Source organism: Pseudomonas sp. BIGb0558 (assembly GCF_024807515.1).
Lineage (GTDB): Bacteria > Pseudomonadota > Gammaproteobacteria > Pseudomonadales > Pseudomonadaceae > Aquipseudomonas > Aquipseudomonas yamanorum_A.
Genome location: NZ_JANUEW010000001.1, coordinates 11,403 through 26,745, shown reverse-complemented (window position 1 = coordinate 26,745; position 15,343 = coordinate 11,403). Strand labels below are relative to the sequence as shown.

Here is a 15,343-nt window from a genome sequence, read left to right as displayed (position 1 = left end):
ATCTCTCCGGGCCCCCGATTTGCGGGGCTTCGCGGTAGGACTACGCTTGTTCCATGGCAGTCCAAAACAAAAAGGTGCGGGTATGAGCGAGGTGGATTCAAATGATGTGCTGGTCAGCTTCCGTGGCGTGCAAAAGAGCTACGACGGCGAGAACCTGATCGTCAAAGACCTCAACCTGGAAATTCGCAAGGGCGAGTTCCTGACCTTGCTCGGGCCGTCCGGGTCGGGCAAGACCACCAGCCTGATGATGCTCGCCGGTTTTGAAACCCCCACCGCTGGCGAGATCCAGTTGGCCGGCCGCTCCATCAACAACGTGCCGCCCCACAAGCGCGACATCGGCATGGTGTTCCAGAACTACGCGCTGTTCCCGCACATGACCGTCTCCGAGAACCTGGCGTTTCCGCTCTCGGTGCGCGGCTTGAGCAAGACCGACATCAGCGAGCGCGTAAAGCGTGTGCTGAGCATGGTGCAGCTCGATGCATTCGCCCAGCGCTACCCGGCGCAACTCTCCGGCGGCCAGCAACAGCGGGTTGCCCTGGCCCGTGCATTGGTGTTCGAGCCACAGCTGGTGCTGATGGACGAACCCCTCGGTGCCCTCGACAAGCAACTGCGCGAACACATGCAGATGGAGATCAAGCACCTGCATCAACGCCTCGGCGTCACCGTGGTGTACGTGACCCACGACCAGGGCGAAGCGCTGACCATGTCCGACCGGGTGGCGGTATTCCACCAGGGCGAGATCCAGCAGATCGCCGCACCGCGCACCCTGTATGAAGAGCCGAAAAACACCTTCGTCGCCAACTTCATCGGCGAGAACAACCGCCTCAATGGCCGACTGCACAGCCACACCGGCGACCGCTGCGTGGTCGAGCTGGCGCGCGGCGAGAAGGTCGAGGCGCTGGCGGTGAACGTCGGCCAGGTTGGCGGGCCGGTGACTCTGTCGGTGCGCCCCGAGCGTGTCAGCCTCAATGGCTCCAGCGAGAGTTGCGTCAACCGCTTCTCCGGGCGGGTGGCCGAATTCATCTACCTGGGCGACCACGTGCGCGTGCGCCTGGAAGTCTGCGGCAAGTCCGATTTTTTTGTGAAACAACCGATCGCCGAGCTGGACACAGCCCTGGCGGTCGGCGACGTGGTACCGATTGGCTGGCAAGTCGAGCACGTTCGCGCACTCGACCCACTTCTAGAGGCGAATTGATCGCCCCCTTGCTTCACCAACCTCGCACGTGGAGAGAACAACAATGTTGAGATCCCTGAAATATTCGGCCCTGGCGTTGAGCTTGATGGGCGCGACACAGGCCATGGCAGGCCCTGATTTGACGGTCGTGTCCTTCGGTGGCGCGAACAAGGCGGCGCAGGTCAAGGCCTTCTACGCCCCGTGGGAAAGCGCGGGCAACGGCAAGATCGTCGCCGGCGAGTACAACGGTGAAATGGCCAAGGTCAAGGCGATGGTCGACACCAAGAGCGTGTCCTGGGACCTGGTGGAAGTCGAGTCGCCGGAACTGTCCCGTGGCTGTGACGAAGACATGTTCGAACCCCTGGACCCGAAACTGTTCGGCAACCCGGGCGACTATGTGAAGGGCGCGATCCAGCCGTGTGGCGTGGGCTTCTTTGTGTGGTCCACCGTGCTGGCCTACAACGCCGACAAACTGAAAGCACCGCCAGGCGGCTGGGCAGATTTCTGGGACACCAAGAAATTCCCGGGCAAACGCGGCCTGCGCAAGGGCGCCAAGTACACCCTGGAATTCGCCTTGATGGCTGACGGCGTGGCACCGAAGGATGTGTACAAAGTGCTGGCCGGCAAAGATGGCCAGGACCGTGCGTTCAAGAAGCTCGATGAGCTCAAGCCGTACATCCAGTGGTGGGAAGCGGGCGCCCAGCCGCCGCAGTACCTCGCCTCGGGTGACGTGGTGATGAGTTCTGCCTACAACGGCCGGATCGCGGCCGTGCAGAAGGAAAGCAACCTGAAAGTGGTGTGGAACGGCGGGATCTACGATTTCGACGCCTGGGCCATTCCAAAAGGCCTGGCGAAAGACCGTGCCGACGCGGCGAAGAAATTCATCGCCTTCTCGGTGCAGCCGCAGCAGCAGAAGACCTACTCGGAAAACATCGCCTACGGCCCGGCCAATACCCAGGCGGTACCGTTGCTGGCCAAGGACATCCTCAAGGACATGCCGACCACACCGGAAAACATCGCCAACCAGGTGCAGATCGACGTGAGCTTCTGGGCGGATAACGGCGAGCAACTGGAGCAGCGCTTTAACGCGTGGGCGGCCAAGTAACCCGGTCGCCAATGTGACACCACCCCTGTGGCGAGGGAGCTTGCTCCCGCTGGACTGCGCAGCAGTCCCATCTTTTGGGGCCGCTTCGCACCCCAGCGGGAGCAAGCTCCCTCGCCACAGGACAAGCGCTACACCCACGTTGTGCATTTATGTTTAAGAATCCGGAGTTCGCCATGGCCCTCGCCATTCCCAGCCCCACCCTGAAACAGCGCCTGGCGCGTGCCGAGCGGCTCAATCGCTGGAAGGCCCAGGCCTTGATCGCGCCGCTGGTGGTGTTTTTGCTGCTGGTGTTTTTGGTGCCGATTGTGGCGCTGCTGTACAAAAGCGTCGGCAACCCGGAAGTGGTGGGCGGCCTGCCGCGCACGGTGGTGGCGGTGACGGCCTGGGACGGTCGTGGCCTGCCCGGCGAGCCGGTGTACCAGGCCATCAGCGAAGACCTGGGCGAAGCCCGGAAAAACTCGACCCTGGGCGATCTGTCAAAACGCTTGAACATGGAACTGGCGGGCTATCGCAGCCTGCTGACGAAAACCGCGCGGGCGCTGCCGTTTACCGAAGCGCCTGCCTCCTATAAAGAAGCGCTGGAAAACCTCGACGAACGCTGGGGCGACCCGGCGTACTGGCAGGCGATCCGGCGCAACACCAGCAGCCTCACGCCGTACTACTTGCTGGCCGCCGTCGATCACCGTATCGACGACCTCGGCGAAATCGCCCCGGCCACCCCGGACCAGGCGATCTACCTCGATATCTTCGCCCGTACCTTCTGGATGGGCCTGGTGATCACCGTGTGCTGCCTGCTGCTGGCCTACCCGCTGGCGTACTTGCTGGCCAACTTGCCGGCGCGGCAGAGCAACCTGCTGATGATCCTGGTGCTGCTGCCGTTCTGGACCTCGGTGCTGGTGCGGGTGGCGGCCTGGATTGTGTTGCTGCAGTCCGGCGGCCTGATCAACAGCGCGCTGATGGGCATGGGCCTGATCGATAAACCGGTGGAGTTGGTGTTCAACCGGCTGGGGGTCTACATCTCGATGGTGCACATCCTGCTGCCGTTCATGATTTTGCCGATCTACAGCGTGATGAAAGGCATCTCGCCCACCTACATGCGGGCGGCGATTTCCCTGGGCTGCCACCCGTTCGCCAGCTTCTGGCGCGTGTACTTCCCGCAGACCTACGCGGGCGTCGGCGCCGGCTGCCTGTTGGTGTTCATTTTGGCGATCGGCTACTACATCACCCCGGCGTTGCTGGGCAGCCCGAACGACCAGATGGTCAGCTACTTCGTGGCCTTCTACACCAACACCAGCATCAACTGGGGCATGGCCACGGCCCTGGGCGGTTTGCTGCTGCTGGCCACCGTGGTGCTGTACCTGATCTACAACTGGCTGGTAGGCGCCAGCCGCCTGCGCCTGAGCTGAGGAGACCGATGCGATGCTGAGCCCTTATATGTCGCCCGTGGAACGGGTCTGGTTCTACAGCTTGCGGATTCTCTGCGGCCTGATCCTGTTGTTCCTGATCTTGCCGGTGCTGGTGATCATCCCGCTGTCGTTCAACAGTGGGAGCTTCCTGGTCTACCCGCTGCAAGGTTTCTCGCTGCACTGGTACCAGGACTTCTTCGGCTCCGCGGAATGGATGCGTGCCCTCAAGAACAGCATCATCGTTGCCCCGGCGGCCACGGTGCTGGCGATGGTGTTCGGCACGCTGGCGGCGATTGGCCTGACCCGCGGGCATTTCCCCGGCAAGGCGCTGGTGATGGCCCTGGTGATTTCGCCGATGGTGGTGCCGGTGGTGATCATCGGCGTGGCCAGTTATTTGTTTTTCGCGCCGCTGGGACTGGGCAACAGCTTCTTCTCGCTGATCGTGGTGCACGCGGTGTTGGGTGTGCCGTTTGTGATCATCACCGTGTCGGCGACCTTGCAAGGGTTTAACCACAACCTGGTGCGGGCGGCGGCGAGCCTGGGTGCGTCACCGCTGACGGCGTTTCGCCGGGTGACCTTGCCGCTGATTGCGCCGGGGGTGATCTCCGGGGCGCTGTTTGCCTTTGCCACCTCGTTTGATGAAGTGGTGGTGACGCTGTTTCTCGCCGGGCCCGAGCAAGCGACCTTGCCCCGGCAGATGTTCAGCGGCATCCGTGAAAACCTCAGCCCGACCATCGCGGCGGCGGCGACCTTGCTGATCGCCTTCTCGGTGGTGCTGTTGCTGACCCTGGAATGGCTGCGCGGGCGTAGCGAGAAACTGCGCACCGCACAAGTCTAAAGACCGAGTCGCGATCAAATGTGGGAGCTGGCTTGTGTGGGAGCTGGCTTGCCTGCGATAGCATCACCGCAGTGTGACTGACACACCGTGGTGCTTGCATCGCGGGCAAGCCCGGCTCCCACACAAGCCTGCTCCCACAGGGAACGTACCATTCACCCCATGAATGGGAGACAACCTCGAATCCCAAGCTACTCTTGTGCCAGCCCATAACTGATAAGAGGCCGCGCACATGAGTACTTCCTCATTCAAGATCGCCCACAAACTGCTCACCGGCCCAGGCGCCATCGAGCAACTGGCCGCCGAGCTGACGCGGCTGGATGTCGACAACCCGCTGATTGTCACCGACGCGGCGCTGGTCAAGTCCGGCACCGTGGCGCTGGCGCTGGAACATCTGGGCGAACGGACCTACGAAATCTTTGACCGCGTGCTGCCCGACCCGGAAATCGCCATCGTCGAGGACTGCATGCGCGTCTACCGCGAAGGCGGGCATGACGGCCTGATTGGCGTCGGCGGCGGCAGTGCCATCGACATCGCCAAGAGCGTGGCAGCCTACGCCGGTTACCACGGCGCCCTGGCCGACCTGTTCGGCGTGGACCAGGTACCGCGCAAAGGCCCGCCGCTGATCGCGATTCCCACCACCGCCGGCACCGGTTCGGAGGTGACCAATGTGGCGATTCTGTCGGACAAGGTCGCGCAATTGAAAAAAGGCATCGTCAGCGACTACCTGCTGCCGGACGTGGCCCTGATCAGCCCGCAAATGACCCTGACCTGCCCCCGCAGCGTCACCGCCGCCAGTGGCGTGGACGCGCTGGTGCACGCCATCGAATCCTACCTGTCGCTGAATGCCTCGCCGATCACCGATGCGCTGGCACTGGGTGCGATCAAACTGATCGCCAAGGCTTTGCCCAAGGCCTACGCCAACCCGGCGAACCTGCAGGCCCGTGACGATATGGCCACCGCCAGCCTCATGGCCGGCATGGCATTCGGCAATGCCGGCGTCGGTGCAGTGCATGCGTTGGCGTATCCGCTTGGCGGGCGCTTCAACATCGCCCACGGCGTGAGCAATGCCTTGCTGCTGCCCTACGTGATGCACTGGAACAAACTGGCGTGCGTGGAGCGCATGCAGGAAATTGCCCAGGCCATGGGCGTAAATGTCACGGGCCTGAGTGCGGTGGATGCCGCCGACCAGGCCGTGGATGCGATGACGCGACTGTGTGCCGCAGTGGAGATCCCGTCCGGCCTGCGCAGCTTCGGTGTGCCCGAAGACGCCATCCCGGCGATGGCGGTAGAGGCGGCGGGGATCGAGCGCCTGATGCGCAACAATCCGCGCAAGCTGAGCGCGGCGGATATCGAGAAAATCTACCGGGCGGCGTTCTAACCATTGAGCGAGGTCACGGTGCGCGCGGCAAAGCATGAGGTATACAATGCGCGCCATCGTGATTTAGCTCAAAAAAGGTGCGTCATGCAGCCCTTCGTCATTGCTCCATCGATTCTCTCCGCCGACTTCGCCCGCCTGGGTGAGGAAGTGGACAACGTGTTGGCCGCCGGTGCCGACTTCGTTCACTTCGATGTCATGGACAACCACTATGTGCCGAACCTGACCATTGGTCCGATGGTCTGCGCCGCCCTGCGCAAGTACGGCGTGACCGCGCCCATCGATGCGCACTTGATGGTTAGCCCGGTAGACCGCATCGTCGGTGACTTCATCGAAGCCGGCGCGACCTACATCACCTTCCACCCGGAAGCCACGCTGCACGTGGACCGCACCCTGCAGTTGATCCGTGAGGGCGGTTGCAAGGCCGGCCTGGTGTTCAACCCGGCCACTCCGCTGAGTGTGCTCGAGTACGTGATGGACAAGGTCGACATGGTCCTGCTGATGAGCGTCAACCCGGGCTTCGGCGGGCAGAAGTTCATCCCTGGCACCCTCAACAAGCTGCGTGAAGCGCGGGCGCTGATCGATGCGTCGGGCCGGGATATCCGCCTGGAGATCGACGGTGGCGTCAACGTCAACAACATCCGCGAAATCGCGGCGGCCGGTGCCGACACCTTTGTCGCCGGCTCGGCAATCTTCAATGCCCCGGACTATCAGGAAGTGATCGCCAAGATGCGTGCAGAACTGGCGCTGGCGCGTCCATGAGTGGCTTTGAGCAGTTGTTCCCCGGCAAACTGCCACGGCTGGTGATGTTCGATCTGGACGGTACGTTGATCGATTCGGTGCCGGACCTGGCAGCGGCGGTGGACCAGATGCTGCTCAAGCTGGGGCGCAAGCCGGCGGGTGTCGAGTCGGTGCGCGAGTGGGTCGGCAACGGTGTGCAGATGCTGGTGCGCCGGGCCCTGGCCAACAACATCGATGCCGAGGGCGTGGACGAGGTGGAAGCCGAGCACGCCCTTGAGCTGTTCAACGTGGCCTATGAAAACGGCCACGAGTTGACCGTGGTCTACCCCGGCGTGCGGGACACTTTGAAGTGGCTGCACAAGCAGGGCGTGGAAATGGCCCTGATCACCAACAAGCCGGAGCGCTTCGTCGCGCCGCTGCTGGACCAGATGAAGATCGGCCGTTATTTCCGCTGGATCATCGGCGGCGATACCTTGCCGCAGAAGAAGCCGGACCCGGCGGCACTGTTCTTCGTGATGAAAATGGCCAATATCCCGGCGTCCCAATCGCTGTTTGTCGGCGATTCGCGCAGCGATGTGCTGGCGGCGAAGGCGGCGGGGGTCAAGTGCGTGGCCTTGAGTTACGGCTACAACCATGGCCGGCCGATTGCCGAAGAATCCCCGGCGCTGGTGATAGATGACCTGCGGCTGTTAATCCCAGGTTGCTTGGGAGCGGGCGCTGAGATAACGTTGCCCGACGCTGTTCCATCCCCTTCTGGAAATCCCATCGTGGTGGTCACTCGCAAACTCTGGATGAAAGTCATCAAGGCCCTGGCCCGCTGGCGTTGGCGCGCCTGACTGATCCTGGCCGCGCTGCGGCACGTTTGCACACCTGACCGTTAGACCCTCATGCCACGAGGCACCTCATGATCCGCGAAGAATTCCTGCGTTTGGCCGCTGCCGGCTACAACCGTATCCCCATGGCCTGCGAAACCCTGGCCGACTTCGACACCCCGCTGTCGATCTACCTGAAACTGGCCGACGAGCCCAACTCCTATCTGCTGGAGTCGGTGCAGGGCGGCGAGAAGTGGGGCCGTTATTCGATCATCGGCCTGCCGTGCCGCACGGTGCTGCGTGTACATGATCACCATGTCAGCATCACCCTGGACGGCGTCGAGATCGAAAGCCACGACGTTGAAGACCCGCTGGCCTTCGTCGAAGACTTCAAGGCGCGCTACAACGTGCCGACCATCGCCGGCCTGCCGCGCTTCAACGGCGGTTTGGTGGGCTACTTCGGCTACGACTGCGTGCGCTACGTGGAAAAACGCCTGGGCAAATGCCCGAACCCCGATCCGTTGGGCGTGCCCGACATTCTGCTGATGGTCTCCGACGCGGTGGTGGTGTTCGACAACCTCGCCGGCAAGATGCACGCGATTGTGTTGGCGGATCCTTCCCAGGCCGATGCGTTCGAGCAAGGCCAGGCCAGCCTGGAAGCGCTGCTGGAAAAACTGCGCCAGCCGATCACTCCGCGTCGCGGCCTGGACCTCAGCCGTCCGCCGGCGGCCGATCCGATCTTTCGTTCAAGCTTTACCCAGGATGACTACGAGCGTGCCGTCGATACCATCAAGGAATACATCCTTGCCGGTGACTGCATGCAGGTGGTGCCGTCGCAGCGCATGTCCATCGACTTCAAGGCTGCGCCGATTGATTTGTACCGGGCGCTGCGCTGCTTCAACCCGACGCCGTACATGTACTTCTTCAACTTTGGCGACTTCCACGTGGTAGGCAGTTCGCCGGAAGTGCTGGTGCGGGTCGAAGACAACCTGATCACCGTGCGCCCGATTGCCGGCACGCGCCCTCGCGGCGCGACCGAAGAGGCTGACCTGGCGCTGGAGCAGGACCTGCTGAGCGACGACAAGGAAATCGCCGAGCACTTGATGCTGATCGACCTGGGTCGTAACGACACCGGGCGTGTCTCGGAAATCGGTTCGGTGAGGCTCACCGAGAAGATGGTGATCGAGCGTTATTCCAACGTGATGCACATCGTGTCCAACGTCACCGGTGAGCTGAAGGCCGGGTTGACCGCGATGGATGCGCTGCGGGCGATCCTGCCGGCGGGCACCTTGTCGGGCGCACCGAAGATTCGCGCGATGGAAATCATCGACGAACTGGAGCCGGTCAAGCGTGGTGTGTATGGCGGTGCGGTGGGGTATTTCGCCTGGAACGGCAACATGGACACCGCCATCGCGATCCGTACGGCGGTGATCAAGGACGGCGAACTGCATGTGCAGGCGGGCGGCGGGATTGTGGCCGACTCGGTGCCGGCCCTGGAGTGGGAAGAGACGCTGAACAAGCGCCGGGCGATGTTCCGGGCGGTGGCGCTGGCTGAGCAAACGCCGCAGGGCTGACTGCTGATCTCGATCCAAATGTGGGAGCCGGGCTTGCCCGCGATGGCGGTGTGACAGTCGATAGATTAGTTGACTGATCTACCGCTATCGCAGGCAAGCCAGCTCCCACAGTTGTTTTGTGGGGATGTTAGATCGCCTCAGAAATCCAGGCTCACCCCGACACTCAGCCCTTGCTGGGTAAAGTTGTCATCCTTTCTCACGTTATAGGCCGCGTTCAGCGCAAGGTCCTTGGTCACCTTGTGGGTAATCCCCAGGTTCAAGCGATCCGAATTGCTGCGTGGCGTGTAGCCGTCCAGTTTGAAATCAATCCCCGGCACGCTGTTGAGGGACATGCCCACTCGCTGCGTATCGTTTTCAAACTCGTGCTCGTGGGCCACTTCGCCAAACACCAGGGTTTGCGGGGTGAAGCGGTAGTTGGCTTGTAATCCGATTCCCAGGCGCTTGGAGTCGCGCTGTTGGTCATCAAAGGTCAGCGCGGTGGAACGGGCATCTTTCTCCGAATAACCATTCACCTCGACCCGCGAATAGTCAGCGCTGATAAAGGGCGAGAAATGCCATTCGCTGTTCGGCTCGGCGATGTCGTACCCAACCCGTGCGCTCAATGCCCATAGCCAGCCGTCAGTGTCGCCTTTCTCGGTGCCTTCGCTGACGCCCAGGGCGAACTTGCGCTTGAGGTTGTCGAAGTCCAGCTTGCCACCCGTCAACGCGGCATCGGCCCACCAGTGATTCTGTTGGTACTGGGCGAAGGCCGTGCCCATATAGCTGTTGAGCTTGTAGTCCGAATCGCTGGCGCCGGCCTCAAGAGTCTGGCGATAGAAGCCCGCTGCCACGCCGACGCGCCAGGCCTCGTTGAGGCGGTAACTGCCGCCGATGTTCAGGTTGTAGCCGCTGCCGTCACCGCTGGCCGAGCTGTTTTGATCGTCGAAGTCCAGGTGCTGGCCGCCGGCGGCGACAATTGCCCGCCATTGGCCCACGGCCTGCCAGTTGCCGGAGTCGGCTTGCCATTGGCTGCGCAATTCATCCTGGTGGGCACGCAAGGTGCCTTGGGCCATTTCCGGCAGCAGGGTGATTTCCCAGGGGGCGGCGAGCAGCGAATAGGCGTAGTCGGCGATCAATACCTGGCCGGCTTCGGTGGGGTGGACGGTGTCGTTGTAAATCAGCTTGGTCGGGTCTGGGTTGGTGCCGCCGACGCCGTACACGGGGTTCCGGCAGGTGGTGCCGCTGAAGCAGGTCTGGTTGAGATTCTGGTCGGTGGCAAAGCCAAAGCGCCCGGGGTCGGCGAAGGTTTCCTTGAGCAGCAACGGAATGTTCAGCGGGATGATCTGTGCATCTATTTGTGACAGGCGCTGGACCAATGTCTGGTTGAAGACGCCAGCCAGGGCGCTGACGGTGCCTTGGAGCGGCGTGCCATTGACGGCAGGTGTAAGGCCCAGGTCCGGCAGCATCCACACCATCACATAACGGGCCCCAGCCTGTTGCAGGGCCAGGGCGCTGTTGGCCAGGCGTCCGGCGGCGGCTGACGCCTGATCGGGGCTGAGCACCAGGCCGTCGAGGAAGTCATTACCGCCGCCGGAGAGAAAGTACAGCGCGTTGGGGTCGGCTCGGCCGCCCGTTGATGCGAGGTATCCGGGACGTGTACGCAGCACCTGCCCGGTGTCGCTGTCGGTGACGGTGGAGTTGCCGGTGATGGCATCGTAGATCTGCTGAGTGGTGTAGCCGCCGACCGCCCAGTTATTGCCGTCTGCCTGGCCCTGCGCAGCGCGTTCCGGGGAGGTGGAGGCATTCAGGTCGCCCGGGGCAACCCCCAGCTTGCCGCCCAATAACGTCGAGGAGATCAGCGAAGTGCTTTCGCCGCTGCCGTCAAAGTATTGCGGGCCGGTGCGGTTGGTGAAGCGATAGGTTGAGCCGGGGGCGCCAGGGTCTGCGAAAGTCCCGGCATCAGCCAGGCTGTCGCCGAACACGATCATGGTCGAGTAGGGCGACGGTGCGGCGAACGCCTGGGAGCAAGCCAGAGTTAACAGGCAGCCGACGAGTGGGGCGAAGTAGGGCTTTTTGGTCATGAGTCCGTCCATGATTTTATTTTTTTGTCTGCACTATGACTGTAGCGACCTCCCAAGGGTTCTGAAAAAATTGACGCCAATTATCGGGCAGGCAGTTTCCCCCGTATTTGCGGCGCCATATTGCACCGCTGGCGAGGCTACGTTACTGTGCTTGGACGTATGAATGAGACCCTCCCCGTGTTGATCATCAGCAAACTCTTGATGCGAGTAGTCAAGGCACACGCCCGTTGGCGTTGGCGCGCCTAACTTTTCTCTACCGGCCACGCCGGACCTGTACCGATTTGCCTTCTTCACCCTTTGTTCGACGCCCCTTGCCGGCCAACCCCGGCAACCGGAAAGTGCGTCTGGCAGCGGGTCACTCCCTTGGAAGGCCGTCATTAGAAGTCAGTGAATTCAAGAGGTTTTAACCCACATGTTGCTGATGATTGATAACTACGACTCCTTTACCTACAACGTTGTGCAGTACCTGGGCGAGCTTGGCGCCGAGGTCAAGGTGGTGCGCAACGACGAATTGACCGTGGCCCAGATCGCCGCGTTGAACCCTGAACGCATCGTCGTTTCCCCAGGCCCGTGCACCCCGACCGAAGCGGGTATTTCCCTGGAAGCCATCAAGTTCTTCGCCGGCAAGTTGCCGATCCTGGGCGTGTGCCTGGGCCATCAGTCCATCGGCCAGGCATTCGGCGGCGACGTGGTTCGCGCCCGCCAGGTGATGCACGGCAAGACCAGCCCGGTATTTCACAAGGACCAAGGCGTATTCCACGGCTTGAACCTGCCGGTGACGGTGACCCGTTATCACTCGTTGGTGGTCAAGCGTGAAACCCTGCCCGAGTGCCTTGAGCTGACGGCCTGGACCCAACTGGAAGACGGCTCCGTCGACGAGATCATGGGCCTGCGTCACAAGACATTGAACGTGGAAGGGGTGCAATTTCACCCGGAATCGATTTTGACCGAGCAGGGCTACGAGCTGTTCGCTAACTTTCTCAAGCAGAGCGGCGGCACGCGCTAAGGACTTTTCATGGATATCAAGACTGCCCTGAGCCGTATCGTCGGCCATCTGGACCTGAGCACCGCTGAAATGAGCGATGTGATGCGCGAGATCATGACCGGTCAATGCACCGACGCACAGATTGGCGCGTTCATGATGGCAATGCGCATGAAGAGTGAGAGCATCGACGAAATCGTCGGCGCCGTGTCGGTGATGCGCGAGCTGGCCGACAAGGTCGAGCTCAAGACCCTCGACGGTGTGGTCGACGTGGTCGGCACCGGCGGCGACGGTGCGAATATCTTCAACGTGTCGACGGCTTCTTCCTTCGTGGTGGCAGCTGCCGGCTGCACTGTGGCCAAGCACGGTAACCGTGCGGTGTCGGGTAAAAGCGGCAGCGCCGACTTGCTGGAAGCAGCAGGCATCTACCTGAACCTGACCCCGGTACAAGTGGCGCGTTGCATTGATAACGTCGGTATCGGCTTTATGTTTGCCCAGTCCCATCACGGGGCTATGAAACACGCCGCCGGCCCACGTAAAGATCTGGGCTTGCGCACCCTGTTCAACATGCTCGGCCCGCTTACGAATCCGGCCGGCGTGAAGCATCAGGTGGTGGGCGTGTTCAGCCAGGCGTTGTGCCGGCCATTGGCCGAAGTGTTGCAGCGCCTGGGCAGCAAGCACGTGCTGGTGGTGCATTCCAAGGACGGCCTGGACGAATTCAGCCTGGCAGCACCGACCTTCGTGGCGGAGCTGAAGGACGACCAGGTCACCGAGTATTGGGTCGAGCCTGAAGACCTCGGCATGAAAAGCCAGAGCCTGCACGGCCTGGCGGTGGAAAGCCCGGCGGCCTCCCTTGAATTGATTCGCGATGCCCTGGGGCGTCGCAAGACTGAAAACGGCCAGAAAGCCGCAGAAATGATTGTGCTCAACGCCGGTGCGGCGCTGTATGCCGCAGATCACGCCTACAGTCTTAAAGAGGGCGTCGCCCTCGCTCATGATGCGTTGCACACCGGGCTGGCGCGTGAAAAGCTCGAAGAACTGGGTGCGTTTACTGCGGTGTTCAAAGTGGAGAATGAAGGATGAGTGTTCCGACCGTTCTGGAAAAAATCCTCGCCCGCAAGGCAGAGGAAGTCGCCGAGCGCCGTGCCCGTGTCAGCCTGGCCGAGCTGGAAGGCCTGGCGAAAAGCGCTGATGCGCCCCGCGGTTTTGCCAATGCGCTGATCAAGCAGGCCAAGGACAAGCAGCCGGCCGTCATCGCTGAAATCAAAAAAGCTTCGCCGAGCAAGGGCGTGATTCGCGAGATATTCGTCCCTGAAGACATTGCCAAGAGCTATGAGAAGGGCGGCGCCACATGCCTTTCGGTGCTGACCGATATCGACTATTTCCAGGGTTCCGACCTGTACCTGCAGCAAGCCCGCGCGGCGTGCTCGCTGCCGGTGATCCGCAAGGACTTCATGGTTGACCCGTACCAGATCATCGAAGCCCGTGCGCTGGGCGCCGATTGCGTGCTGCTGATCGTCTCCGCACTGGATGACGTGAAGATGGCCGAACTGGCTGCCGTGGCCAAAAGCGTCGGCCTCGACGTGCTGGTTGAAGTGCATGACGGTGATGAGCTGGAGCGCGCGCTGAAAACCCTCGACACACCGTTGGTGGGCGTCAACAACCGCAACCTGCACACCTTTGAAGTCAGCCTGGAAAATACCCTGGACCTGTTGCCGCGTATCCCGCGTGACCGGTTGGTGATTACCGAAAGCGGCATCGTCAATCGTGCGGATGTGGAGCTGATGGAAATCAGCGGCGTGTATTCGTTCCTGGTGGGCGAAACCTTCATGCGCGCCGAGAACCCGGGGGCTGAACTGCAGCGCCTGTTCTTCCCGGAACGTGGCGTCGCCGTCAGCGGCTCGACCCTGGATTGATGATGACCCAGCCGGTGGCGATGACGGTCGAGGCCGGCCTTAAGGCCGAGCAGGATTTGCTCGCCGCGGTCTGCGCGGGTGAGCAGCCGTTCGGCCTATTGTTCTGGCAACCGAATGATCAGGCTTTGGTGATGCCCCGTCGCCTGAGCCGGCTTCCGGCATTCGAGACGGCCAGCCAGGTGTCGGCCGACGCCGGTTGGCCGGTGCTGTTGCGGGAAACCGGCGGCGAGCCGGTTCCGCAATCGGCGGCCACGGTCAACATCGCGCTGGTCTATGCGCCGCCGCGCAGTGAAGGTGACCAAGGTCGCATCGAAACCGGTTACCAGCGTTTGTGCCAACCGATTTGCGACCTGCTGATCGAGTTGGGTGGCAATGCCTCGGTGGGCGAGATTGACGGTGCGTTTTGCGACGGTCGCTATAACGTCAACCTCGATGGCCGCAAAATGGTCGGTACCGCCCAACGCTGGCGCCAAAGTGGCGGGCGCCCGGTGGGATTGGTGCACGGTGCGTTACTGCTGGATGACGATCGCGTCGAGCTGATCGCTGCGGTCAATCGCTTCAATGAAGCGTGTGGCCTGGAACAGCGGGTGCGCGCCGAAAGCCACATTGCCTTGCACGAAGCCTTCGCTGCGCCTGACGCGATTGCCCGGCTCGATGCGTTGTACCGGCAGATGCTGGCGAGCTTCCTGCCGGTTTAGCGAGTGCCGTACACCACCATGGTCTTGCCTTTGACATGGACCAGGTTGCGTTCTTCCAGGTCCTTGAGCACCCGGCCTACCATTTCCCTTGAGCAACCCACGATCCGGCCGATTTCCTGGCGGGTGATCTTGATCTGCATCCCGTCGGGATGGGTCATGGCGTCCGGTTGCTTGCACAGTTCCAACAGGCAGCGGGCGACCCTGCCGGTGACGTCAAAGAACGCCAGGTCGCCGACCTTGCGCGTGGTGTCGCGCAGGCGCTGGGCGATCTGCCCGCTCAGGGCATACAGAATGTCGGGATCCTGCTGGGCCAATTCGCGAAACTTCGCATAGCTGATCTCGGCGACTTCGCATTCGACCTTGGCCCGCACCCAGGCACTGCGCTGCTGTTCCTTGCCGGCTTGTTCGAAAAGTCCGAGTTCACCGAAGAAATCACCGGTGTTGAGGTAGGCGATGATCATTTCGCGGCCATCGTCATCCTCGATCAGGATGGTGACTGAGCCTTTGATAATGAAGAACAGGGATTCCGAGCGCTCGCCCGCGCAGATGATGTTGTGCTTGGCCGGATGACGCCGGCGCTGACAATGCATCAGCAGTTTGTCGAGGTTCTTGATTTTGGGTGTGGGAGTAATAGCAACCATGGTTGTATCCCGAAAAGACTG

Annotated in this window: 14 protein-coding genes; 12 read left to right on the top strand and 2 right to left on the bottom strand. The window is 61.9% G+C overall.

Going from position 1 to position 15,343, the window contains the following annotated elements; all coding sequences use genetic code 11:
• The first annotated feature begins 82 nt into the window (after positions 1–82).
• The 8 genes from M2400_RS00130 to trpE all read left to right on the top strand — a co-directional run bounded on the left by M2400_RS00130 (position 83) and on the right by trpE (position 9,025).
• Positions 83–1,195 (top strand): ABC transporter ATP-binding protein, encoded by a 1,113-nt coding sequence (locus M2400_RS00130; RefSeq protein ID WP_063026781.1) that lies wholly within the window; start codon positions 83–85, stop codon positions 1,193–1,195.
• Between the two features lie 43 nt (positions 1,196–1,238).
• On the top strand, positions 1,239–2,279 hold the full coding sequence (locus tag M2400_RS00125; protein WP_010167251.1) for an ABC transporter substrate-binding protein: 1,041 nt from the start codon (positions 1,239–1,241) through the stop codon (positions 2,277–2,279).
• 173 nt (positions 2,280–2,452) lie between these two features.
• Positions 2,453–3,685: an ABC transporter permease gene (locus M2400_RS00120; RefSeq protein WP_003210972.1), complete on the top strand. Its 1,233-nt coding sequence runs from the start codon at positions 2,453–2,455 to the stop codon at positions 3,683–3,685.
• Positions 3,686–3,698: 13 nt separating this feature from the next.
• Positions 3,699–4,523 (top strand): ABC transporter permease, encoded by an 825-nt coding sequence (locus M2400_RS00115; protein WP_003210970.1) that lies wholly within the window; start codon positions 3,699–3,701, stop codon positions 4,521–4,523.
• A gap of 229 nt (positions 4,524–4,752) precedes the next feature.
• On the top strand, positions 4,753–5,901 hold the full coding sequence (locus M2400_RS00110; RefSeq protein ID WP_177112615.1) for an iron-containing alcohol dehydrogenase: 1,149 nt from the start codon (positions 4,753–4,755) through the stop codon (positions 5,899–5,901).
• A gap of 84 nt (positions 5,902–5,985) precedes the next feature.
• Positions 5,986–6,660: a ribulose-phosphate 3-epimerase gene (gene rpe / locus M2400_RS00105; RefSeq protein WP_008434441.1), complete on the top strand. Its 675-nt coding sequence runs from the start codon at positions 5,986–5,988 to the stop codon at positions 6,658–6,660.
• Positions 6,657–7,475: a phosphoglycolate phosphatase gene (locus M2400_RS00100; protein WP_177043260.1), complete on the top strand. Its 819-nt coding sequence runs from the start codon at positions 6,657–6,659 to the stop codon at positions 7,473–7,475. The genes rpe and M2400_RS00100 overlap by 4 nt, the downstream gene beginning before the upstream one ends.
• Before the next feature lie 68 nt (positions 7,476–7,543).
• Complete coding sequence (gene trpE, locus M2400_RS00095; protein WP_177043261.1) at positions 7,544–9,025, top strand: anthranilate synthase component I; 1,482 nt, start codon at positions 7,544–7,546, stop codon at positions 9,023–9,025.
• A 137-nt stretch (positions 9,026–9,162) separates the two neighbouring features.
• On the opposite strand, the gene estP is transcribed toward trpE, so the two are convergent.
• Positions 9,163–11,085 (bottom strand): esterase EstP, encoded by a 1,923-nt coding sequence (estP, locus tag M2400_RS00090; protein ID WP_259198066.1) that lies wholly within the window; start codon positions 11,083–11,085, stop codon positions 9,163–9,165.
• Positions 11,086–11,497: 412 nt separating this feature from the next.
• Here estP and M2400_RS00085 point away from each other — a divergent pair, with 412 nt between their 5' ends.
• The 4 genes from M2400_RS00085 to M2400_RS00070 are packed head-to-tail and all read left to right on the top strand — an operon-like array spanning position 11,498 to position 14,681.
• Positions 11,498–12,091, top strand: coding sequence for an aminodeoxychorismate/anthranilate synthase component II (locus M2400_RS00085; RefSeq protein WP_177112621.1), 594 nt, complete (start codon positions 11,498–11,500; stop codon positions 12,089–12,091).
• Between the two features lie 9 nt (positions 12,092–12,100).
• Positions 12,101–13,150, top strand: a complete 1,050-nt coding sequence (trpD, locus tag M2400_RS00080; protein ID WP_017476335.1) for an anthranilate phosphoribosyltransferase — start codon at positions 12,101–12,103, stop codon at positions 13,148–13,150.
• Positions 13,147–13,983 (top strand): indole-3-glycerol phosphate synthase TrpC, encoded by an 837-nt coding sequence (gene trpC / locus M2400_RS00075; RefSeq protein WP_177043264.1) that lies wholly within the window; start codon positions 13,147–13,149, stop codon positions 13,981–13,983. Before trpD ends, trpC begins: the two co-directional genes overlap by 4 nt.
• On the top strand, positions 13,983–14,681 hold the full coding sequence (locus M2400_RS00070) for a lipoate--protein ligase family protein (protein ID WP_177121897.1): 699 nt from the start codon (positions 13,983–13,985) through the stop codon (positions 14,679–14,681). The genes trpC and M2400_RS00070 overlap by 1 nt, the downstream gene beginning before the upstream one ends.
• Here the strand turns inward: M2400_RS00070 and crp are convergent.
• On the bottom strand, positions 14,678–15,322 hold the full coding sequence (gene crp, locus M2400_RS00065) for a cAMP-activated global transcriptional regulator CRP (RefSeq protein ID WP_010167230.1): 645 nt from the start codon (positions 15,320–15,322) through the stop codon (positions 14,678–14,680). The two genes, M2400_RS00070 and crp, sit on opposite strands and share 4 nt — an antisense overlap.
• Positions 15,323–15,343: the final 21 nt, after the last annotated feature.

Bases quoted from the DNA above. Each gene is read 5' to 3' on its own strand.
- M2400_RS00130 (WP_063026781.1), top strand. From the start codon at position 83: ATGAGCGAGGTGGATTCAAATGATGTGCTGGTCAGCTTCCGTGGCGTG.
- M2400_RS00125 (WP_010167251.1), top strand. From the start codon at position 1,239: ATGTTGAGATCCCTGAAATATTCGGCCCTGGCGTTGAGCTTGATGGGC.
- M2400_RS00120 (WP_003210972.1), top strand. From the start codon at position 2,453: ATGGCCCTCGCCATTCCCAGCCCCACCCTGAAACAGCGCCTGGCGCGT.
- M2400_RS00115 (WP_003210970.1), top strand. From the start codon at position 3,699: ATGCTGAGCCCTTATATGTCGCCCGTGGAACGGGTCTGGTTCTACAGC.
- M2400_RS00110 (WP_177112615.1), top strand. From the start codon at position 4,753: ATGAGTACTTCCTCATTCAAGATCGCCCACAAACTGCTCACCGGCCCA.
- rpe (WP_008434441.1), top strand. From the start codon at position 5,986: ATGCAGCCCTTCGTCATTGCTCCATCGATTCTCTCCGCCGACTTCGCC.
- M2400_RS00100 (WP_177043260.1), top strand. From the start codon at position 6,657: ATGAGTGGCTTTGAGCAGTTGTTCCCCGGCAAACTGCCACGGCTGGTG.
- trpE (WP_177043261.1), top strand. From the start codon at position 7,544: ATGATCCGCGAAGAATTCCTGCGTTTGGCCGCTGCCGGCTACAACCGT.
- estP (WP_259198066.1), bottom strand. From the start codon at position 11,085: ATGACCAAAAAGCCCTACTTCGCCCCACTCGTCGGCTGCCTGTTAACT.
- M2400_RS00085 (WP_177112621.1), top strand. From the start codon at position 11,498: ATGTTGCTGATGATTGATAACTACGACTCCTTTACCTACAACGTTGTG.
- trpD (WP_017476335.1), top strand. From the start codon at position 12,101: ATGGATATCAAGACTGCCCTGAGCCGTATCGTCGGCCATCTGGACCTG.
- trpC (WP_177043264.1), top strand. From the start codon at position 13,147: ATGAGTGTTCCGACCGTTCTGGAAAAAATCCTCGCCCGCAAGGCAGAG.
- M2400_RS00070 (WP_177121897.1), top strand. From the start codon at position 13,983: ATGATGACCCAGCCGGTGGCGATGACGGTCGAGGCCGGCCTTAAGGCC.
- crp (WP_010167230.1), bottom strand. From the start codon at position 15,322: ATGGTTGCTATTACTCCCACACCCAAAATCAAGAACCTCGACAAACTG.